Origin of the sequence: Arthrobacter sp. HS15c (assembly GCF_040812005.1) — a bacterium.
GTDB lineage: Bacteria > Actinomycetota > Actinomycetes > Actinomycetales > Micrococcaceae > Arthrobacter.
On sequence record NZ_JBFOHM010000002.1, the window covers coordinates 42431 to 62191 of the forward strand.

Sequence of the window (19761 nt, forward strand, 5' to 3'; positions counted from 1 at the left end):
TACGCGTCAATGTGGGCCGGTCAAGGGGCCGCCCGGGCTTGCCGGGAGGCGGCATCCCTCGGCCTAGAATGGGGACCTATGTATGAACCGCCCCCCGGCGTACAGGCCGGCCCCCCCAGACGCCCGGCGCCCTGGAAGCGGCGGCCACCCGCCATCGCGGCCCGGACCGGGCAGGGGGCAACTTTCCGTGAGCACCTCCGGTTGGGCCGGAAAGGACTCGCCATCGGCATAGACATCGGCGGGACCAAAGTTGCCGCCGGGGTAGTGGATGCCGACGGCAGGATCCTCAGCGAAGCGCGGCGCTCAACTCCGGGCAGCGATCCAAGGGCTGTGGAGCGGGTCATTGTCGAGCTTGTTGAAGAACTTGGGGCGGGGCACCGCATCTGGTCTGTCGGCATCGGCGCGGCGGGCTGGATGGACCTCGACGGCGGCACGGTCCTGTTCAGCCCCCACCTCGCCTGGCGCAACGAGCCCCTGAGGGAAAACCTCCAACGCCTCCTGCGCAGGCCTGTCCTGCTCACCAACGACGCCGACGCCGCGGCCTGGGCCGAATGGCGCTTTGGTGCAGGGCAGGGCGAAAGCCGGCTCGTCTGCATCACGCTGGGGACCGGAATCGGCGGCGCGATGGTTCTGGACGGGAGGGTTGAGCGCGGAAGGTTTGGCGTCGCGGGGGAGTTCGGGCACCAGATCATCATGCCTGGAGGCCACCGGTGCGAGTGCGGAAACCGCGGCTGCTGGGAGCAGTATGCTTCCGGCAACGCACTGGGCAGGGAAGCGAGGATCCTGGCCCAGGCGAATTCACCCGTGGCGCAGGAACTGATTGCCGCCGTCGGCGGAAACCCCGCCGTAATCACCGGGGCGATCGTCACGGAGCTTGCCCTGGCCGGCGATGCCGCGTCCCGCGAGCTACTTGAGGAAGTCGGGGAATGGCTGGGCCTTGGACTGGCCAACCTGGCAGCCGCCCTGGATCCGGGCCTGTTTGTCATCGGCGGCGGGCTTTGCTCGGCCGGAGATCTGTTGGTGGAGCCGGCAAGGAAAGCGTTCGCCAGGAACCTGACCGGCCGCGGCTTCCGCCCGGCGGCGGGCATCGAACTCGCCGCACTGGGACCCAACGCAGGCCTGATCGGCGCCGCAGACCTGTCCCGGGTCAGCAGCCGGATGCGCAGCTGACGGCTACATAACCGCAGCTTAGACGCGGGCTCCGTCGTCGTTCTCGTCCTTTTCCTGGGGCAGCTTCATGATCAGGTACACCACCGCCAGGATAAACACCGCCACCATCCCCAGGATGGCAAGCAGCGGTGCGGACCGCCAGAACATCACGGAAAGCAGCAGGGCAAGCGGGCCTCCCACGGCGCCCAGCCACGCGAGCATGGTCAGCGGGTCGGTGCCGGCAAGGCTCGGGGGCTCCTCCGGAACAAAAGTGTCGTCGTCGTCCACCCCGTAGTCCCGCGGTCCTTGGGTGGGGTCGTCCGTGCTCCCGGGAGTCCCAGGGGACGCGGCGGCGGCCAGCCGCTCGGCAGCTGACGGCTCGGTCGGGGCAGACGGTGCCAGCCCCAACGGATCAAAGTCCCGGAAGCTGGCGCCGGTGCCCGTATTGCGCGGAGCCGTATTGCGCGGGGCTGCCGTTCCGGCGGCCGGGCTTTCGGTGGAGCCCGGTGCACCGGCCGGCTTCGGGGCCTCGGCGGCGCCCGGCCGCAGTGCTTCGTCATGGGCCGATGAGGAGCCTTCCAGGCGTGCCACCAGATCCAGCCAGATGGCGTCGTCCTGGTTGGCACTCGGATCCGGGGCGCCGGAATCGGGTTTAGTCACGGGCGGTGCCCTCCTGGCTCGTGGCGGGCGCCTGGTGGACAGGTGCGGTGTTGCTTCCGCCGGCCGGCGCCGACGCCGGGATGACCGACCGGATGAACTCGATTGAGCCTTCGAAGATCTGGTCCGCGTCGTTGTCCAGGGTGGCCACGTGGTAACTGTTCTCCAAACTGGTCAGCTGCAACGTGGCGTTGGTGAGGCCGCGGCGCAAGGCAACGATGCTGGAGTCGGACACCACATGGTCCACCGTGGACCTGAAAACACGTACGGGCGCCGTGACCCGGGGGAGAAGCCGGATGGTGTCCTTGAACATCTTGTTGAGCTCATGGGCGGCAGCCACCGGGGTCCGGGGGTAGGCGCCCTCGTCCATGCCGGCTTTCAGGATGTCGTTGGCGATCGCCGGCGTGCTCTTGAGCACCAGCTTGAGGATGCCCGCCAGCGGGGCGCGGGGATCGTCAATGACAAGGCCGGGGTTGACGAGGATGACCCCGGCAACAGGCCTCGTGGCCGCGACCCTCAGGGCCAGGGCGCCGCCCATGCTGAGTCCGGCGGAGAAAACGTGGTCGCATTCGGCGTCGAGTTCGAGGTAGGCGTCGTCCAAAGCACCGTGCCACTGGGTCCAGCGGGTCCGCGCCAGTTCCTGCCACGTGGTGCCGTGGCCGGGAAGGAGCGGCATGCGCACGGCGAATCCCGCCTCGGCCAAGGATGCGGCCCAGGCCCGCAGGCCGTGCGGGCTGCCGGTGAAGCCGTGCGACAGAACCACGCCGATGCGTGGTCCGTCGCCGCGGAACGCACTGTGGAACGGGCTGTGGTCCGGAAGCGCTGTCATGAACTCTCCGACGTGATGGGGCGGTTGGCGTGCTGAAGGAAAAACGCGGTGGATTTCGCAAAAATTTCAGGGGCGTCGGCGTCCAGGGTAGCCACGTGGCTGCTGTGGTGCAGGTCCACGACCTCCACCAGGTGCCCGCCCAGGCGTCGCCTCAGCATGGCCAGCGACGACGGGGGAACCACGGCATCGGTCCGTGACTTGAATACCTGGACCGGCGCCGTGACCCGTGGCAGGCCGCGGATGCTTGCGCCGAAGAGCTTCTTGAGTTGGTGGACAGCGGCCAGGGGCGTCCGTGAATAGTCCCCGTCATCGGTGACGGCTGCTGTGGACTCGTCCTCCTGGATGGGCAGCGTGGTCTGCTGGAAGTACTTGAGCACGCCGATGACCCGCACCCGGCGGTCATAGAAACTCAGGCCGGGGTTGACCACGGACACGCCGGCCACCGAATGCCGGGATGCAGTCAGCAGCGCGATGGCCCCGCCCATGGACAGGCCGGCCACGTAGCAGGTTTCCGTGCGTGCGGTTAGGTCAAGGTAGGCGGCTTCAAAAGTGCGCTGCCAGTCAGGCCAGGTGGAGCGGGCAAGCTGGCGCCAGTCCGTCCCGTGCCCCGGAAGGAGCGGCACGGAGACGGCGAAGCCCTGGGCCGCGAGATGTTCCGCCCAGGGCAGGACACTGAGGGGACTCCCGGTGAACCCGTGGCAGATGGCGATGCCGGTCCTGGCATTGGGTCCGTGGCCGGGGTAGCTGAAAGCGGCAGGCCGGGGCGGGATGCTGCTTTCTGTCATGACTCCATCGTGTCACTGTTCGGGATAAATCTCACTAGAGTAGGGTGGCATTGGAGTCCTGGCCCTGCCCTGCAGAGCCCGGGCCTGCCGCCTTCTTCGAGAGGTTCGTCGCGTGTTTTATTGGGTCATGAAAAGGATCTTTCTGGGTCCTGTGCTGCGGCTCCTGTTCCGCCCCTGGGTCAAAGGCCTGGACAACGTCCCGGCGGAGGGTGCAGCCATCATCGCCTCCAACCATTTGTCGTTTTCCGATTCGATTTTTATGCCGCTGATGGTGCCCCGGCCGGTGATCTTCCTGGCGAAGTCCGAGTACTTCACCGGAACCGGACTCAAAGGCCGCCTGACGGCGTTGTTCTTCCGGCTGACCAACCAACTTCCCATGGACAGGTCGGGCGGCGCGGCGTCGGCTGTTTCGCTCAACGCGGGCATGGACGTCCTGACCGGCGGCGGCCTGCTGGGCATCTACCCCGAGGGCACCCGCAGCCCGGATGCCCGACTGTACCGCGGCAAGGTCGGTGTGGCCCGACTGGCCCTCCAGGCCGGTGTTCCTGTCATTCCGGTGGCCATGATCGGTACGGACAAGGTCCAGCCCATCGGCAAACGACTGCCCAACATCCGCCGGATCGGCATGATCTTCGGGGAGCCGCTGGACTTCAGCCAATACCGGGAGCAGGCCGAAGACCGCGTGGTCCAGCGCAAGGTGACTGACGAGATCATGTTCGAACTGATGCGTCTTTCCGGCCAGGAGTACGTGGACGAATATGCCGCCGTGGTGAAACTCCGGCTTGCAGGCAAGCAGGACAAGCCGGCGACTGACAGGGCCGCTGATACTTCCGGCGGCGGTGCCACACCGGAGCTGCAGGACGACGACGGGACGCCGGCCGCCGGATGATGTGACGCCGGTCGCCCCCGCGCGTGACGGCCGGGTGTCCGGATGCCGCCCAGTGACACTACTCTTAGATGGTGACTGAGCTATCCGCAAAACCCGCCTTCTCGCTGTCCAGTACCGCCCAGAGCGGCGCCGCCAATTATCCAGGCCTGGATGACTGGCGAGACCTCCCCATCTCCCAGCAGCCCAGCTGGCAGGACAAGGACGTCTTCGACTCTTCGGTCAAGGAGCTGTCCGTGCTCCCGCCGCTGGTTTTCGCCGGTGAGGTGGACATCCTCCGTGAGAGGCTGGCCGCCGCCGCCCAGGGCAAGGCCTTCCTGCTTCAGGGTGGCGACTGCGCTGAAACCTTCGAAGCCGCTACCGCGGACAAGATCAGCGCCCGCGTCAGGACCATCCTGCAGATGGCGGTGGTCCTCACCTACGGCGCGGCCATGCCCGTGATCAAGATGGGCAGGATGGCCGGCCAGTTTGCCAAGCCGCGGTCCTCCAACGACGAAACGCGTGACGGCGTGACCCTGCCCGCGTACCGGGGCGACATCGTCAACGGCTACGACTTCACGCCCGAATCCCGTGGCCACGACGCAGCCCGGATGCTCCGGGCCTACCACACGTCGGCATCCACCCTGAACCTCATCAGGGCGTTCACGCAGGGCGGCTTCGCGGACCTTCGCCTGGTGCACCACTGGAACAAGGGCTTCACCGAGAACCCGGCGCACGCGCGCTACGAGTCCCTGGCCCGCGACATCGACCGTGCCATCAAGTTCATGGCCTCCTGCGGCGCCGACTTTGAGGCGCTCAAGCGTGTGGAGTTCTTCGCCAGCCACGAGGCCCTGCTGCTCGATTACGAACGGGCGCTGACGCGCATCGACTCCCGGACCGGATTCCCGTACGACACCTCGGCCCACTTCCTGTGGATCGGGGAGCGCACCCGCGAACTGGACCATGCGCACATCGACTTCCTCTCACGCGTGCGGAACCCGATCGGCGTGAAGCTCGGGCCCTCCACCACGGGCGATGACGCCCTTCGCCTCATCGACAAGCTGGACCCCGAGCGTGAGCCCGGACGGCTCACCTTCATCACCCGCATGGGCGCGAAGAACATCCGGGAGAAGCTGCCCGCCGTCGTCGAGAAGGTTACCGCCTCCGGCGCCCAGGTCCTCTGGGTCACCGATCCGATGCACGGCAACACCGTCACCTCGCCGAACGGCTACAAAACGCGCAACTTCGACGACGTCATCGATGAAGTCCGTGGCTTCTTCGAGGTCCACCATTCGCTGGGCACCGTTCCCGGTGGCCTGCATGTCGAGATGACCGGCGACGACGTCGCCGAATGCCTTGGCGGCGCCGATCCCGTGGACCAGGAGGCGTTCCTGGACCGTTACGAGTCCGTGTGCGATCCGCGGCTGAACCACATGCAGTCGCTCGAAATGGCGTTCCTGGTCGCAGGGGCACTCTCCAAGCACTGACCGCCGTCGTTTTTTCAGTCGAAAAGGATGCCTCCCGGACTTCGCGTCACGGGAGGCATCCTTTTGCGCCTGCCGGCACGGGCCGGCCTCGCTACACCACCGTCAGGGTAATGACTGATCCCTCGGGAACCTCTTTGTTAACCGGGTCCTGGTCCCGGACGGTTCCGAAGAACCCGCCCAGGATATTGTTCACTTTCACTTCGAAGCCGAGCTGACGCAGGGCCTGTTCGGCTTCTTTGGCCTGCTTGCCGACGTAGCTGGGAACCTTCACCATCTTCGGGCCATCGGAGATGGTCAGCGTGACTGTGCCGCCGCGGGTGAGAGTGCCGTTCGACGGCGACTGGCTGGCCACTGCGCCCTTGGGCACCTTCTTGTCGTTCACTTCGTCCTTGGCTACGTCTGCCTTCAGCCCGGCCGCCTCGATGGCATCGACGGCGTCGTTCTCGTCCATCCCGACGACGGACGGCACCGGGATGGGTTGCGGACCCTTGGAGACGGCCAGGGCCACCGCGGTGCCGTGCCGTGCTGGGGTCCCGGATGCCGGGTCCTGGGCGAGCACGACGCCGGCGGCAACGCCCTCATCGAATTGCTCAGTGATGGTGCCCAGGGCCATCTCAGCCTTGTTCAGTTCCGACTTGGCCTGCTCCAGCGTTTGTCCGGTCAGTTTCGGCAGCTCAAACAGCTGGGGACCCTTGGAGACAAACAAGGCCACCGGCTGGAATTTCCTGATCTCCGTGCCGGCCCCGGGCTCCGTTCCCACCACGAGGCCGGAGGGGACGTCATCATCAAATACGTCACGCGTGCTGGACTGGAATCCGGCCTCGCCCAGCAGCAGCTGGGCCTGCGCCACCGTCTTGTTCGCGACGGCGGGGATGGTCGCCGGGGATCCCGGGCCCATGCCAAAGAACCAGCCTGCCCCGGTGGCCAGCAGCGCCGCGATGATCAGGATTACCACCCACAGGGCGCCACGGCGCCGGGGGTTGCCTTCCCGCAGCGACCTGAGCGGAGTGGCGGCCGCCCGGGACCTTGCCTTTTCGGCCTCCTTGTCTGCCTTGCGCCGGGCGCGCTTGGTCAGGGGAGCGGGCGTGGTGTCCGGGTAGGGGGAGTACGCGGCCGTGTACTGTGCGGCCGGGGCAGCGGGAAGGGCCGTAGTTGCGTAATCCCCGGACGGGGCAGACTGTGGTTGTCTTTCGGGCCGCGCCAGCGGTGACATCACCGTAGTGGGGTGGCTGGGGCGGGTGATGATTTCAGTGGGGTTCTGCGCGCCGTGGTCCAGCGCTGCCGGCGGCTGGAGGTCCAGTTCGCGGTCCGTGAGGTTGGTGCGGATGTGGCGGAGTTCCTGGAGCAGGGCGGTGCCGTCCACGGGCCTGTTCTCGGGGTCGTTGGCAGTACACCACTGCACCAGTTCGTCGACTTCGGCGGCCAGGCCCGGGACCAGGGCCGACGGCGGCCCCACCGTGCCGTTCACGTGCTGGTACGCAACCTGGATGGGGACCTCGCCGCTGAAGGGCTGCTGGCCGGTCAGCATTTCGTACAGCATGATCCCGACCGAGTAGATGTCACTCCGGGCATCGGCCTGGTTTCCCAGCACCAGTTCGGGGGAAAGATAGGCCACTGTGCCGATCAGTGCACCCGTGCTGGTGGACGTTGTGACGGCCCGTGCCAGGCCGAAGTCGCCCAGTTTGATCCGCCCGTCGTCGGCGATCAGGACGTTTTCGGGCTTGATGTCGCGGTGGATCATGCCGGCGGCGTGCGCCGCCCCTAGTCCTTCGACGACGGGATCGATGAGTGCCAGGGCGAGCCGGGGTGGCAACGCGCCCTTGGACTTAATGACGTCCCGGAGCGTATGGCCTTTGATGTACTCCATGACGAGGTAGGCCGTCTGGCCGTCGTTGCCCTGGTCCAGGACACCCACAACGTGGGAGTGGGAAAGCCGGGCCGCTGCCTTCGCTTCACGGCCCAGCCTGCCCAGGAAGGTATCGTCGCTGGCGAGGTGCGGGTGGAGTACTTTGAGTGCGACGTCGCGTTCCAGCCGCAGGTCCGTTGCCAGGTAAACGGTGGACATTCCGCCGCGCGCGAGCTTGGACTGGACGGCGTAGCGGTTATCCACCAGCGTTCCAACAAGTCGGTCAGACACGTGTTCCTGCACCCTACGATCCTAATCCCGCAACGAAACGGGCCCGAATCAACATGCGATCCGGACCCGTATCGTTACTGCGCTTGCCACGTCCCTTGCGGGACCGGGCGTTGGGCTTGGTGGCCTAGCCGAAGTTCTTTTCGTGCGCCTTGATGGCCTCCACGTAGGTTTTGGTGTCGTCGTACATTCCGTACTTGCTGACGGAATACTGGCCCTGGTAGTAGCCGGCGATCGCGGTGTCGCGGTCCTTGCTGGTGGCGATCAGCTGGCGGATGATCGCTACGCCTGCGGTCGCGTTGTCGTACGGATCCAGCAGGTTGAGCTTGCGGCCGACCAGGTCCGAGGCCCACTGGCCGGAGGACGGAATGACCTGCATGGTGCCGATGGCGTTCGCAGGGGAGACTGCGCGCTGGTTGAAACCGGATTCCTGGAAGGCAAAAGCCAGTGCCAGTGCCGGGTCCACGCCCATGCTCCGTGCGGTGTCCGCCACGATGGCCCGCATCTGGTCCCGGGAAGGAACGGGAGATGCGTTGAGCAGTGCCTTGTTCTCGTTGGCTGAGCTGACCACGGCAGCGGGGTAGGTGAATCCAAGGAACGAACTGGGCACTAGGGGAGTGACATTCGCGGCTGGCTGCGTCGCGGCCGGCTGAACGGCGGCGCCGGGGATGACCAGCTTGTTGCCCGGGTAAATGATGCTGGACAGGCTCAGCTGGTTCGCGGACAGGACGTCGGAAAGCTTCACGCCGTGCTTGGAAGCAATGGCGCTGAGGGTATCGCCGGCCTTTACCGTATAGGAACCGGTGGGGGCGGCGGGCGCCGGAGCAGCGGGTGCGGACGCGGGCTGGAGCGCGGGCGCAGGAGCTGCAGCGGGTGCGGCGTCAGCTGAATTCACTTTGATCTTCTGGCCGGGGTAAATGATGGAACGCATGTTCAGGCCGTTCCAGCCGAAGATTTCCGAAAGGCCCACTCCGTGCCTGGAGGCGATGGCGCTGAGGGTATCGCCGGACTTGACGGTGTAGGTTGCACCGGACGTGGCCAGCGGCGCGGCCGCCGGGGCAGCAGGAGCTGCGGCGGGCGCACTGCCGTTACCTGAGAGCCTGATCTTCTGGCCCGGGTAGATGATGGTGTTTGGCTGGAGATTGTTCAGCTTGAGCACCTCGTAGGTGTCCAGGCCGTGCTTTCCGGCGACGCTGCTGATGGTGTCGCCCCGAGCGATTGTGTATTCGGCGGGGACGGACGGCTGGGCGGGCCGGAACGCGGACGGAATCGTGGTCGAAACCGAGGCGGCCGGGATAACGGCGGCCGTGGCAGCGGCTGCCTGGGCCTGCATCGCCGCCACAAGGGTGGCAGGGATCGTGCGGGCGGGGGCTACAGCCTCGGCAGGGTGGGCAAGGGCCAGTGACGACAGGACAACCGCAGGGAGCGCCGCCGTCGTAGCGGCTATCATCGGCAGGCTCGGCCTGGGTGGCTGCTGTGGCGAGCGGGACGTCGTCATGGAAGGAATCCTCTTCTCAACTGCGGAGCGATGGGTGTTGCCTGTGTTAATAGTGCTTCTAGTGTTACTTAAGTTATTGCTGTTACCAATGTGATCTATGTGAATCTCTCATGGATTGGCAATTAGCACAAGAATTCTCTAAAGGCTGACAACGGGAAATTTTTGGAGTGTCGCCTGCTGAAGCATCCGCCGGAATGGCAGCGACTAGGCGTCAGGGTGCACGTCATGGCAACCTTGATCCGTGAGTAACGTAGAAAGCCTTGTTGGCGAGTGGCTGCCCTTGCCTGATGTCGCGCAGTTGTTGGACGTTTCAATTACGAAAGTCCACAGTCTCCTTGATGAGCGGGCGCTGGCCGCGCTGCGCGTGGGAGAACGGCGAATCCGGTGCGTCCCCGCGGAATTTATCCAGGACGGTCACGTGGTGGACAGCCTTAAAGGCACCATTGTGGTGCTGTCGGATGCCGGCTATTCAGACGAAGACCTGATTGTCTGGCTTTTTACTGCCGACGAATCATTGCGCGGCCGGCCTATTGATGCCCTCCGTGAAGGCCGCAAAACGGAAATCCGCCGCCGCGCCCAAACGCTGGCCTGGTAACCGGAATTTTCAGGATGCGCGGCTGACGGTTGCCTCGGCCAGCCTGCGGAGGGCTGTCTTTGGCAATTCGTCCAGCTCCAGTTGTTCCAGCGCGTCAAACGCCGCTGCCCCGAATTCGCCAATCAGGACTTCGGTTGCCTGCAGGGCTCCGGATTCTTCGATGATGCGGCGGATCTCGGCGATGTCTGCGTCGCCGAGATCCGGGCTTCCGAGCTTGGCGTCGATGAAGGCAGATTCTTCAGCCGTTGCCTGGTCCAGGGCCAGCGCCACCAGAACGGTCCGCTTCCCCTCCCGGAGGTCATCGCCGGCGGGCTTTCCCGTGGTGATGGGGTCGCCGAAGACGCCCAGGACGTCGTCGCGCAGCTGGAAGGCTTCACCCAGCGGAAGCGCGAAGGCGGAGTATCCGCGGAGCAGCTCGTTGGAGGCTCCCGCAAGTGCGCCGCCCAGTGCCAGTGGATGCTCAGTGGAGTACTTGGCGGACTTGAAGCGGATGATGGACTGCGCCCGGGACACGGCACCGGCCCTCTCCCGGACAGGTCCGGCCACTTCTTCGAGGATGTCCAGGTACTGGCCGGCCATAACCTCGGCCCGCATGAGGTTGAAGATCAGCCGGGCCCTGCTCCCGGAAGCGGCTTTTTCGCCGATGTCCGTGAAGGCTTCCTCGCTGAAGGACAGGCACAGGTCGCCGGTCAGGATGGCAGCGGCGTGGCCGAACCTTTCGTTGTCCAGGGCCCACCCCTGTGCCGTGTGCAGCTGGCTGAAGCGGCGGTGGACGCTGGGCCCGCCCCGACGTGTGTCGGACCGGTCGATGATGTCGTCATGGATGAGCGCCGCGGCCTGGAAGAGTTCCAGCGCCGAGCCTGCTGTCACAATTTGGCTGGCCCCGGCTTCCCCGCCGGCGCCCCGCCAGCCCCAGTAGCACATCAGGGCCCGAAGCCGTTTGCCGCCGGTGACCAGGTTGGAGATGGAACCCATGATCGGATCTATGTCCGGGGAAATGGCCGTCATCACGGATTGGCGGGTGGTCAGGAAGTCCGTCAGTTCACCGGCGACAGCCGCCACGTATCCGGTCTGTTCAAGGCGCAGCTGCTCGGCAACCGTCACTTGGCTGACTCAGCTGCCACGTTGGCGCCGATGGTGAACGTGGAAGCGCCCGCGGTTTCAACCACCGCAAGGTTCACGGTCTCGTTGTCGCCCCGGACGAAGTCCTTGGAGGCCACGGCGCCCACGGTTTCTCCGGGCACCGCCTTGAAGCCCTGGGCTTCAAGGGCCTTGGTGTAGTACTCGACGACGGGTCCGGGCGGGCCGGAGATGCTACCCACCAGCGCAACCGTTGCCGGCGTCGCTGACTTGTCGAAGCTGCTGGAAATCACGATGGCTCCCGGCATGACGGGAAGAAGCTGCTGTGGGAACCCGGCGACGAGCGCGCCCACTGTTGCTGACGTCCCGGGTGAGGCCGAGGGGCTGGCCGACGCCGTGGCCGTGGGCTGGCCGGTGGTTTGCGGGGAGGTGGCGGAGGACGGCGTGGTTACTCCCGGTGCCGCGGGGCTGCAGGCGGCCAGTGCCAGCGCTGCGATGGCCACGAGGGCGGCCGATCCTGTTGGCTTAAGACTTCCAATGACCGTCACAGGGACTTTCCTCCTGGTGTTGATGCCGGATTCAGCCTCCAGTTTAGTCAGTACCAGCGGATAGGATTGTTTCGTGGGGCCGGACGGGATGAATCAGCACACCGAAGCGGGTCTTCGGGAGCTCCGCCGTACGCCCATCATGCACGTGGACATGGACGCTTTCTTTGTCACCGTCGAGTTGCGTACCCGGCCTGAACTGCGCGGCAAGCCTGTCATTGTGGGTTACCCCGCAGACCGTTCGGTGGTGCTGTCCGCCTCATACGAGGCCCGGAAATTCGGTGTGAAGTCCGCCATGCCAATGGTCATCGCAGCACGGATGTGTCCCAGGGCGGTCATCATCGAACCGCGGCACAAGCTGTACTACGAGGTCTCCGCCCAGCTGATGGGGATTTTTGAATCGGTCACCGATCTGGTCGAACCGCTCAGCGTCGACGAGGCCTTCCTTGACGTTGGCGGCGCTATCCGGCGGCTCGGGCCGCCCCGTGACATCGGCGAACTGATCAGGCGGCGCGTAGCCGCCGAACTGGGCATCACCGCCTCGGTGGGTATCGCCGCGAGCAAGTTCGTGGCCAAGATCGCATCCACGCGGTGCAAACCCGACGGACTGCTCCTGATCGGGCCGGAAGAAACCGTCCCCTACCTGCACAGCCTGCCGGTTGGTGCCTTGTGGGGAGTGGGAGCAAAGACTGCCGAGGTCCTCGCGCGGATGGGAATCAGGACCGTTGCGGATCTTGCCGCCACCCCGCTTCACACCCTGAAACGGACCCTGGGCGCCACGGGCGAGCATGTCTACCGGCTGTCTTGGGGGATCGACCCGCGTCCAGTGACCCCGGTGCGGCTCGAGAAGAGCATCGGAGCCGAGGAAACCTTTGCCGTGGACACCGCCGATAATGCCCTCCTGCACCGCGAACTGCTGCGCCTGTCACACCGGACCGCGGAGCGGTTACGCAGTTCCGGAATGGTGGCCAGGACGGTGGCATTGAAGCTGCGCTACGCGGACTTCTCCACCATCACCCGTAGCCGGACGGTGCACACGCCGGTGGACAGCACGCAGATGATCTACGCCGTTGTGCTCCAGCTCCTGGAGTCACTTGGTGACCGCAGCATGACGGTGCGGCTGGTGGGCGTCCGGGCAGAACAGCTGGAAGAAGCGGCCCAAACCTCCCTGCAGCTCAGCCTGGACCGGAGGGATGACAACTGGCGGGCAGCTGAACAGGCCTTGGACAAAGTGAGCCGGAAATTCGGCAATAAATCCGTGCTCCCGGCACGCCTGTTGGATTCCGGAAAAGGTTCAGCCTAGTTCCTGCCCCCTGCGGCGTCTTTCCCGTCGTCGAGCCCCTTGACGAAAGTCATTGCTGTCTTTCAGAACGGCCCTCGACAAACTATCCTTATATATACATAGTTTTCGAACGACTGGACATACCGCTCCCGTTCCGCCATTGACGGCGGAGCGGGAACTCGTACGGGAGGCCGGTCGTTATCGGAGCAGAAGTACTGGCTGGGCCCAGCCCGGACGTTGGCCTACTTAAGGAGGTCGTGATGCCGCTCTCGGAGCACGAACAGAAGCTGCTTGAACAGTTGGAAAAGCAGCTGCACGAGGACGATCCAAAATTCGCGAATTCCATGGGGTCTGATCCGGGGCGCTCATGGTCTACGCGGCATGTGGTGATCGGCGTTCTCTGTGCCCTCGCCGGGATTTTCCTCCTGCTTGTTGGCGTCACCCTCCAGAACATCTTCGTCGGCGTCCTGGGATTTGTGGTGATGGGAGCCGGCGTCTACTTCGCGACGATGCGCAGTTCGGCACCCGGAAAGTCCCGCACCGGCGGCCGTCCAGGGAAGCCGGGCAAATCCAGGAGTTCCTTCATGAGCAGCCTTGAGGAACGCTGGGACGAGCGGCGCCGCGGCGACTCCTGATCCAGCCGGCCGCCAGGCCGCCGGACTCCTCCATTCCGTACCAGCTGCCCCCACGCCGTCTCCGTTGCGCCCCGCTAAAGCGGCCGTTCAGTAAGCCAAACCAGTAATTCATGCAAAAGACCCGCCACGGCGGGTCTTTTGCTTTACCGCGCACTGAAACCGGCTCTCCCGGACGCTCGTCGGCATGCAAAAAGCCCTCCACTTTCCACCACCCGTGGAATCGCCGGATTTGCGGGCCCAATTCCCTGAAGTGGGGGCAAACTGCGCCAATCTTGCGTTGACTGTGGGGGAAAGTGGAGTAATGTGGAGGGCATAAGAGGGTAGTTGCAACACAGGGGATGTGCAGTTCCTGACAGCAGACAGGCGGTGGGCCGGTGTTTCTTGGCACCCACTCGCCGCGTTTGGATGAAAAGGGCCGAATTATCCTCCCCGCGAAGTTCCGCGAGGAACTTGCCAGCGGCCTGGTACTCACGAGGGGCCAGGAGCGTTGCATCTACGTCTTCAGTGAGCAGGAATTTGCACGTGTCCACGAGCAAATGCGGGAGGCGCCCATCTCCTCCAAGCAGGCCCGGGACTACATCCGCGTCTTTCTCTCTGGAGCCTCGGACGAGGTACCTGACAAGCAGGGGCGCGTGACCATTCCGGCGGCGCTTCGGGAGTACGCAGGCCTCGGCAGGGAGCTGGCCGTGATCGGCGCAGGAACCCGCGCCGAGATCTGGGACGCCCAAGCCTGGAACGAGTACCTGGCAGAGAAGGAAACAGCCTTCTCTGAGACTGACGACGCCATTCCGGGGATTCTGTGATCGCCGGCATGGAACGGCGGAAAGCTTCTTGAACGAGATCTCCAGCCGCCCATCGGCCGGCCAACCTGGCTCACTTCCCCGGAGCCAGGCGGGCAGGACGACAGGCGCGGATGGGGATCTGGCTCAAGAAGCAACACCACGGCAACCATGGCAGGAGAGGACGAAGGCATGAACGATCACCCGAAGCCAACGTCCGAACGCCATGTACCGGTCCTTCGGGACCGGTGCATCAATTTGTTGGCCCCGGGCTTTGAGGCGGCGAGGCTCAGGGGAGACACTCCTGTCGCCATCGACGCCACACTCGGCATGGGCGGCCACTCGGAAGCCATGCTGCAGCGGTTCCCGGACCTGCACCTGATCGGGATCGACCGCGACGAGGAAGCGCTGGCCCTGGCCGGCGAACGGCTGGCGCCATTCTCCGCACGTACTGACCTGGTGCACGCCGTCTACGATGAGATCGCCGACGTCCTTGACGACCTCGGCGTCAGCGAAGTCCACGGAATCCTTATGGACCTCGGCGTTTCCTCGCTGCAGCTTGACGAACGCGAACGCGGCTTCGCCTACTCCTTCGACGCGCCGCTGGACATGCGAATGGACACCAGCCGCGGGCAGACCGCCGCAGATGTGGTCAACAATTACTCCGAAGACGAGCTTGTGCGGATCATCCGCAAATGGGGCGAGGAGAAGTTTGCTGGCCGCATTGCCAACAGGATCGTCGCAGCCCGCGCAGTGAAGCCTTTCGCCACTACCGGGGAACTCGTCGAACAGATCCGTTCGGTGGTTCCGGCCGCCGCGGCCAAGTCAGGCGGGCATCCCGCCAAACGGACCTTCCAGGCGCTCCGCATCGAAGTCAACGAGGAGCTGGACGTCCTCGAGCGGGCGGTTCCCGCCGCCGTTGCGGCAACGGCCCTTGGCGGACGGATTGTGGTCATGTCCTACCACTCGCTGGAGGACAAAATCGTCAAGGGCGTCTTCCAGGCGGGCTCCAAATCCTCGGCACCGCTCGGATTTCCGGTGGAGCTGGAGGAACACAAAGCCGAACTCAAGACCCTCACGAAGGGCACAGAGGTGCCCACCGCCGTCGAAATCGCCGAAAACCCGCGCGCTGCCTCCGCAAGGCTGCGGGCCGTGGAACGCATCAGAACCAGGAGAACCGCATGAGCACCGCAGCCGCCGTCAAGAACTTTCCGGTCGTCTCCGGCAGCGCTGCGCCTGCGATTGGGCCCACTCCCGCGGGCGCTCCCGGCCCGGTCCGCAAGGCCCGCACGCCTCTCTCAGTGGTGCGCACCGCTCCCAGGAAGCGCCGCGCGCCCTTTGTTGTCCTCTGCTTTGCGCTGCTCGCCGTCGCACTCGTGGCCGTCCTGGTGCTGAACATCTCGGTGTCCACCGCCCAGTACCAGCTCGTGGAACTCCGGGGCAAGCAAAGCACGCTGACCAAGCAGAACCAGGATCTGACACAACAGGTGCAGAACTTCGAAGCTCCCCAGAATCTGGCGGCCAAGGCTGCAGATCTGGGAATGGTGGCATCCACGGTGAAAGGCCAGATCGACCTTTCCACCCTGGCCGTCACCGGCAAGGCGACACCGGCCGTCAAGGGCGGAAACGCCGGTGCCGTTATCCCGGCGCCGGCAGTTGCCGGGCAGCTGACCGTGGTCCCGCCGGCAAGCACCGGGGAGCCGCTGGCCAGCCGGAAGCCGGTGGCTGAAGAACCTGCCGCAAATCCGCCGGCCGCGCAGGCTGCAGCGCAGGCCCCTGCGAACCCGCCGGCGGCAGCCCCTGCAGCGGCCGCCGTGGAACTCCACGGTGGCTCGGTGCCGGCACCGGAACAGAAGACGCCCGGGCAGTAACTGGCACTGACAGGCAACACAGCAAACAGCAAGGAATTCACGGTGGCGCAGAGGACCGGCAAGTCGAAGAACGGCAAGGTGCCCAACGCCACAAGACGGCTGCGCCTCGGCCTGGGCATCATGCTCACCCTGCTCCTGGTGGTGGGCGGCAAGCTGTTTCTGGTCCAAGGGCTGGACGTTGGCGGAATGGCCGAAGCAGCCCTGAACAAGCGGATGACCCAGACTGTCCTTCCGGCCGAGCGTGGGAGCATCCTGGACGCGGACGGCACCGTCCTTGCGAACAGCGTTATCCGGTACAACGTGGTGGTTGACCAGACCGTCAACACCAAAACGGAAACCTTCAAGCGCCTGGAAACGGTGGACGGCCAGGAAAAACTCGTTGATGTCTCCCGTGACCAGGGTATTTCCGAGCTGGCAGGGGCACTCGGAATGGACAAGGATGACGTCCGCAATGCCGTCACCGGAGAATCCCGCTACTACATCGTGGCCAAGGACCTGAAGCCTGACGTTGAGGACAGGATTTCCAAGATGCAGATCCCCGGCATCGTCACGGAGGGCGTGAGCAAGCGCGTCTACCCCAACGGTTCGGTGGCCGGCGGCATTGTTGGCTTCCTCCAGGACGGGTACACGGGCCAGGCCGGAATCGAACAAACGCAGGATGAGCTGTTGAAAGGCAAAGACGGCAAGCGGCTCTTCGAGATCGGTGCCGACGGCCTCAGGATTCCGGTGGGCCTGGACGAACTCACGCCACCGGAGGACGGCAAGGACGTCAAGCTCACGCTCAACTCCGACCTCCAGTACTTTGCCCAGCAGGCCATCCAGAGCCAGTCGGACAAACTGGGCGCCGAGTGGGGCGTCATCATTGTGATGGACGCCAAGACCGGCAACCTCATCGCCATGGCCGACACCAATTCCCCCGACCCCAACAACCCGGGCCTGGTGGCTGCCAAGGACCGCGGCGTCCGTTCCGTGACCGCCGCCTACGAGCCAGGGTCCGTGGAAAAGATGATCACTGCCGCGGCGCTGATTGAGGAAGGCAAATCCAGTCCGCTGGATACGTTCACCCTCCCGCCGTCATATACCGTGGATGGCCAGACCTTCAGCGACTCGTTTGCCCACGGCACCGAGGAGCGGACCCTCGCCGGCATCCTTGGCTGGTCCATGAACACGGGAACGGTCATGGCAGGCCAGCGGCTGAGCAAGGAACAAAGGCACGACTGGCTGCAGAAGTTCGGCATCGGGGAGGCACCGGATGTCGGCCTGCCCTCCACCGCCTCGGGCATCCTCACGCCGGCGGACCAGTGGGACGGCCGGCAGGAGTACACCGTACTGTTCGGCCAGGGTGTATCCCAGTCAACGCTCCAGACAGTGCGCGCCTTCCAAACCATCGCCAACAACGGCGTTATGCTCCAGCCGCGCCTCATCGATTCGTACATTTCACCGGACGGATCCGAAGAAAAGGCAGCCCAGGAGCCGCCCCGGCAAGTGGTGTCCGACAACACCGCACAGCAGGTCCAGGACATCCTCGAAAGCGCCGTGACCGAGGGGCAGATCAAGGACGCAGCCATTGACGGATACCGGGTTGGCGCCAAAACGGGAACCTCGGAATCGCCGTGCGACGACGGCAAGTCAGGATTCTGCGGGTACACCGCGTCCATCGTTGGCATGGCGCCGATGGACGATCCTCGGTTTATTGTTGAGGTGGTACTGCAGCGGCCGAAGGGCAGCATCTACGGCATTACCCAAGGGCCGGTCTTCCGGTCAGTCATGAGCCAGGCGCTGCGGACCTACAACGTCCAGCCGTCCACCGGTGAACCGGCACGGCTGCCGCAATACGCCAAGTAGCACGGCCGCACGCCCAGCAGCGCCCGCTGGCCCAGCACTTCCCGCGGGCACGATCCACTAGCACTTTCGGAGACTCTCTTGTCAGATCACAATGCCCCCGGCGCCAATACTGTTCCGGCCGGGGGATCCGCCACGTCGCAGTTCAGGCCCACGTCCGTTTCCGCGGTGCGCCTGGACAGCATCGGCGAATCCGTTGGCGTGTCCGTTCCCGGCCACTCGGCATCGGTCAGCATCACCGGGATCTCCCTGAACTCACGCACCGTTGAGCCGGGCGACCTTTACGTCGCCCTTCCCGGGGCAACGAGGCACGGCGCGGACTTTGTGGCGCAGGCAATCGACGCCGGGGCCGCGGCCGTGCTGACGGACGACGCCGGCGCACGCCTCCTCGCGCTGTCTGCCGACACGTCGGTTCCGGTCCTGGTGGTTGACAGCCCGCGGAATGTGGTGGGGCCGCTGTCCGCCATGATCTACGGCAGCCAGCCTCCGGCCGGCGGAAAGCCCACGCTGTTCGGTGTCACGGGCACCAACGGCAAGACAACCACCACCTATTTCATCAATGCCCTGCTGCGTGCCCTGGGCCTGAAGACAGGGCTGATCGGGACCATTGAAATCATGGCCGGCGGAGAGCCCATTCCCAGCCTGCTGACCACTCCGGAGTCACCGGATGTCCACGCCCTGCTGGCTCTGATGCGGGAGCGGGGACTGGACGCCGCGTCCATGGAAGTCTCCTCACACGCCGTGTCATTCCAGCGCGTGGACGGGGTGGTCTTCGACGTTGCAGGGTTCACCAACCTCACGCAGGACCACCTGGACCTGCATGGAACCATGGACGACTACTTCCAGACCAAGGCCGAACTCTTCACGCCGCCGCGCGCCCGCCATGCAGTGGTGACTGTGGACGATTCCTGGGGTCGGCAGCTTGCCTCCACAACGGAGATCCCGGTCACTACCCTCGCGGCCACATCAGCCGGGGCTCCCGCAGACTGGACGGTCGCGTCGGCGACGCCCCGCGGCTTGGGCACGGACTTCACCCTCACCGGGCCTGGCGGCGCGTCCCTGAACGTCCACACCGGCCTTCCGGGCAGCTTCAACGTGGCCAACGCGGCCCTGGCTGCCGTCATGGTCCTGGCCAGCGGCGTGGACGTGGCGGCAGTCCAGGCCGCCCTGGATGAACACGACCCGTTCACCGTGGCAGTCCCGGGCCGCATGCAGCTGGTCTCCGAGTCGCCGGCCGCGGTTGTTGATTTTGCCCACAACACCGACGCCCTGGCGCGGGCACTGGAAGCCGTGCGGTCCCCCCAGCCGGGGTCCAGCCTGATTGTCGTCTTCGGCGCCACCGGGCAGCGGGACCAGGGGAAGCGCCCGGCCATGGGCGCCATCGCGGCCACCCTCGCCGACACCGTCATTGTGACCGACGACGACCCGCACGATGAGGACGCGGCGGCGATCCGCGCAGACGTGCTGGCCGGGGCCCTGGAAGCGAAGAAACAGGATTCACTTGCGTGCCGCATCCTCGAAATCTTCCCGCGCGACGCCGCCATCCGGGAGGCCGTGGAACTCGCCGGGCCGCAGGACACCATCCTCGTGGCCGGCCGCGGACACGAGGTCTGGCAGGAAGTGAAGGGCGTCAACGTTGCCCTCGACGACAGGGTGGAACTCCGGAACGCCTTGACAGCCAGGGGATTCACCGTTCTCCAAGACGACCGGATAGAGTCCTAGACCGAG

Annotated in this window: 18 protein-coding genes; 11 read left to right on the forward strand and 7 right to left on the reverse strand. The window is 65.3% G+C overall.

What is annotated here, in order from left to right; all coding sequences use genetic code 11:
- Window positions 1-78 precede the first annotated feature (78 nt).
- Window positions 79-1170: an ROK family glucokinase gene (locus tag ABV518_RS03230; protein ID WP_367765370.1), complete on the forward strand. Its 1092-nt coding sequence runs from the start codon at window positions 79-81 to the stop codon at window positions 1168-1170.
- Between the two features lie 18 nt (window positions 1171-1188).
- Here ABV518_RS03230 and ABV518_RS03235 read toward each other — a convergent pair whose 3' ends face one another.
- Genes ABV518_RS03235 through ABV518_RS03245 form a run of 3 tightly spaced genes read right to left on the reverse strand, consistent with a single transcriptional unit; the run spans window position 1189 to window position 3420 of the window.
- Window positions 1189-1809 (reverse strand): hypothetical protein, encoded by a 621-nt coding sequence (locus ABV518_RS03235; protein WP_367765371.1) that lies wholly within the window; start codon window positions 1807-1809, stop codon window positions 1189-1191.
- Entirely contained in the window at window positions 1802-2635 is an 834-nt protein-coding gene (locus ABV518_RS03240; protein WP_367765372.1) for an alpha/beta hydrolase, read from the reverse strand. The genes ABV518_RS03235 and ABV518_RS03240 overlap by 8 nt, the downstream gene beginning before the upstream one ends.
- Window positions 2632-3420, reverse strand: a complete 789-nt coding sequence (locus ABV518_RS03245) for an alpha/beta hydrolase (RefSeq protein WP_367765373.1) — start codon at window positions 3418-3420, stop codon at window positions 2632-2634. The genes ABV518_RS03240 and ABV518_RS03245 overlap by 4 nt, the downstream gene beginning before the upstream one ends.
- Before the next feature lie 112 nt (window positions 3421-3532).
- Here ABV518_RS03245 and ABV518_RS03250 point away from each other — a divergent pair, with 112 nt between their 5' ends.
- Together ABV518_RS03250 and ABV518_RS03255 are read left to right on the forward strand one after the other, a co-directional pair.
- On the forward strand, window positions 3533-4309 hold the full coding sequence (locus ABV518_RS03250) for a lysophospholipid acyltransferase family protein (protein ID WP_367765374.1): 777 nt from the start codon (window positions 3533-3535) through the stop codon (window positions 4307-4309).
- A 68-nt stretch (window positions 4310-4377) separates the two neighbouring features.
- Complete coding sequence (locus ABV518_RS03255) at window positions 4378-5772, forward strand: class II 3-deoxy-7-phosphoheptulonate synthase (protein ID WP_310164731.1); 1395 nt, start codon at window positions 4378-4380, stop codon at window positions 5770-5772.
- A 91-nt stretch (window positions 5773-5863) separates the two neighbouring features.
- On the opposite strand, the gene pknB is transcribed toward ABV518_RS03255, so the two are convergent.
- Both pknB and ABV518_RS03265 read right to left on the reverse strand, forming a co-directional pair.
- Window positions 5864-7921: a Stk1 family PASTA domain-containing Ser/Thr kinase gene (gene pknB, locus ABV518_RS03260; protein ID WP_367765376.1), complete on the reverse strand. Its 2058-nt coding sequence runs from the start codon at window positions 7919-7921 to the stop codon at window positions 5864-5866.
- A 112-nt stretch (window positions 7922-8033) separates the two neighbouring features.
- A complete protein-coding gene (locus tag ABV518_RS03265) occupies window positions 8034-9404 on the reverse strand; it encodes a LysM peptidoglycan-binding domain-containing protein (protein WP_367765377.1) in 1371 nt (456 codons plus the stop codon).
- A gap of 241 nt (window positions 9405-9645) precedes the next feature.
- Here ABV518_RS03265 and ABV518_RS03270 point away from each other — a divergent pair, with 241 nt between their 5' ends.
- Window positions 9646-9999, forward strand: coding sequence for an Rv2175c family DNA-binding protein (locus ABV518_RS03270; RefSeq protein WP_131134989.1), 354 nt, complete (start codon window positions 9646-9648; stop codon window positions 9997-9999).
- A 9-nt stretch (window positions 10000-10008) separates the two neighbouring features.
- On the opposite strand, the gene ABV518_RS03275 is transcribed toward ABV518_RS03270, so the two are convergent.
- Window positions 10009-11103: a polyprenyl synthetase family protein gene (locus ABV518_RS03275; protein WP_367765378.1), complete on the reverse strand. Its 1095-nt coding sequence runs from the start codon at window positions 11101-11103 to the stop codon at window positions 10009-10011.
- On the reverse strand, window positions 11100-11627 hold the full coding sequence (locus ABV518_RS03280) for a hypothetical protein (protein ID WP_367765379.1): 528 nt from the start codon (window positions 11625-11627) through the stop codon (window positions 11100-11102). The genes ABV518_RS03275 and ABV518_RS03280 overlap by 4 nt, the downstream gene beginning before the upstream one ends.
- A gap of 88 nt (window positions 11628-11715) precedes the next feature.
- On the opposite strand from ABV518_RS03280, the gene dinB reads away from it, so the two are divergent.
- From dinB to ABV518_RS03315, 7 genes are all read left to right on the forward strand, one after another.
- Window positions 11716-12927 (forward strand): DNA polymerase IV, encoded by a 1212-nt coding sequence (gene dinB, locus ABV518_RS03285; RefSeq protein WP_367765381.1) that lies wholly within the window; start codon window positions 11716-11718, stop codon window positions 12925-12927.
- Window positions 12928-13166: 239 nt separating this feature from the next.
- Window positions 13167-13541 (forward strand): DUF3040 domain-containing protein, encoded by a 375-nt coding sequence (locus ABV518_RS03290; RefSeq protein ID WP_367765383.1) that lies wholly within the window; start codon window positions 13167-13169, stop codon window positions 13539-13541.
- 374 nt (window positions 13542-13915) lie between these two features.
- Window positions 13916-14344 (forward strand): division/cell wall cluster transcriptional repressor MraZ, encoded by a 429-nt coding sequence (gene mraZ / locus ABV518_RS03295; RefSeq protein ID WP_108599862.1) that lies wholly within the window; start codon window positions 13916-13918, stop codon window positions 14342-14344.
- Between the two features lie 168 nt (window positions 14345-14512).
- On the forward strand, window positions 14513-15505 hold the full coding sequence (gene rsmH / locus ABV518_RS03300; protein ID WP_131134985.1) for a 16S rRNA (cytosine(1402)-N(4))-methyltransferase RsmH: 993 nt from the start codon (window positions 14513-14515) through the stop codon (window positions 15503-15505).
- The gene (locus ABV518_RS03305) at window positions 15502-16191 is read left to right on the forward strand and encodes a hypothetical protein (RefSeq protein WP_367765384.1); all 690 of its coding nucleotides are present in this window, start codon (window positions 15502-15504) and stop codon (window positions 16189-16191) included. Before rsmH ends, ABV518_RS03305 begins: the two co-directional genes overlap by 4 nt.
- Window positions 16192-16233: 42 nt before the next feature.
- Window positions 16234-18036, forward strand: coding sequence for a peptidoglycan D,D-transpeptidase FtsI family protein (locus tag ABV518_RS03310; RefSeq protein WP_367765385.1), 1803 nt, complete (start codon window positions 16234-16236; stop codon window positions 18034-18036).
- A gap of 78 nt (window positions 18037-18114) precedes the next feature.
- On the forward strand, window positions 18115-19755 hold the full coding sequence (locus tag ABV518_RS03315) for a UDP-N-acetylmuramoyl-L-alanyl-D-glutamate--2,6-diaminopimelate ligase (protein ID WP_367765386.1): 1641 nt from the start codon (window positions 18115-18117) through the stop codon (window positions 19753-19755).
- Window positions 19756-19761 lie beyond the last annotated feature (6 nt).

What these genes read in the sequence shown, in the direction of transcription:
- ABV518_RS03240 (WP_367765372.1), bottom strand. Translation starts at nt 2,635, where the DNA reads ATGACAGCGCTTCCGGACCACAGCCCGTTCCACAGTGCGTTCCGCGGC.
- ABV518_RS03230 (WP_367765370.1), top strand. Translation starts at nt 79, where the DNA reads ATGTATGAACCGCCCCCCGGCGTACAGGCCGGCCCCCCCAGACGCCCG.
- dinB (WP_367765381.1), top strand. Translation starts at nt 11,716, where the DNA reads ATGAATCAGCACACCGAAGCGGGTCTTCGGGAGCTCCGCCGTACGCCC.
- rsmH (WP_131134985.1), top strand. Translation starts at nt 14,513, where the DNA reads ATGAACGATCACCCGAAGCCAACGTCCGAACGCCATGTACCGGTCCTT.
- ABV518_RS03255 (WP_310164731.1), top strand. Translation starts at nt 4,378, where the DNA reads ATGGTGACTGAGCTATCCGCAAAACCCGCCTTCTCGCTGTCCAGTACC.
- ABV518_RS03265 (WP_367765377.1), bottom strand. Translation starts at nt 9,404, where the DNA reads ATGACGACGTCCCGCTCGCCACAGCAGCCACCCAGGCCGAGCCTGCCG.
- ABV518_RS03245 (WP_367765373.1), bottom strand. Translation starts at nt 3,420, where the DNA reads ATGACAGAAAGCAGCATCCCGCCCCGGCCTGCCGCTTTCAGCTACCCC.
- ABV518_RS03305 (WP_367765384.1), top strand. Translation starts at nt 15,502, where the DNA reads ATGAGCACCGCAGCCGCCGTCAAGAACTTTCCGGTCGTCTCCGGCAGC.
- ABV518_RS03290 (WP_367765383.1), top strand. Translation starts at nt 13,167, where the DNA reads ATGCCGCTCTCGGAGCACGAACAGAAGCTGCTTGAACAGTTGGAAAAG.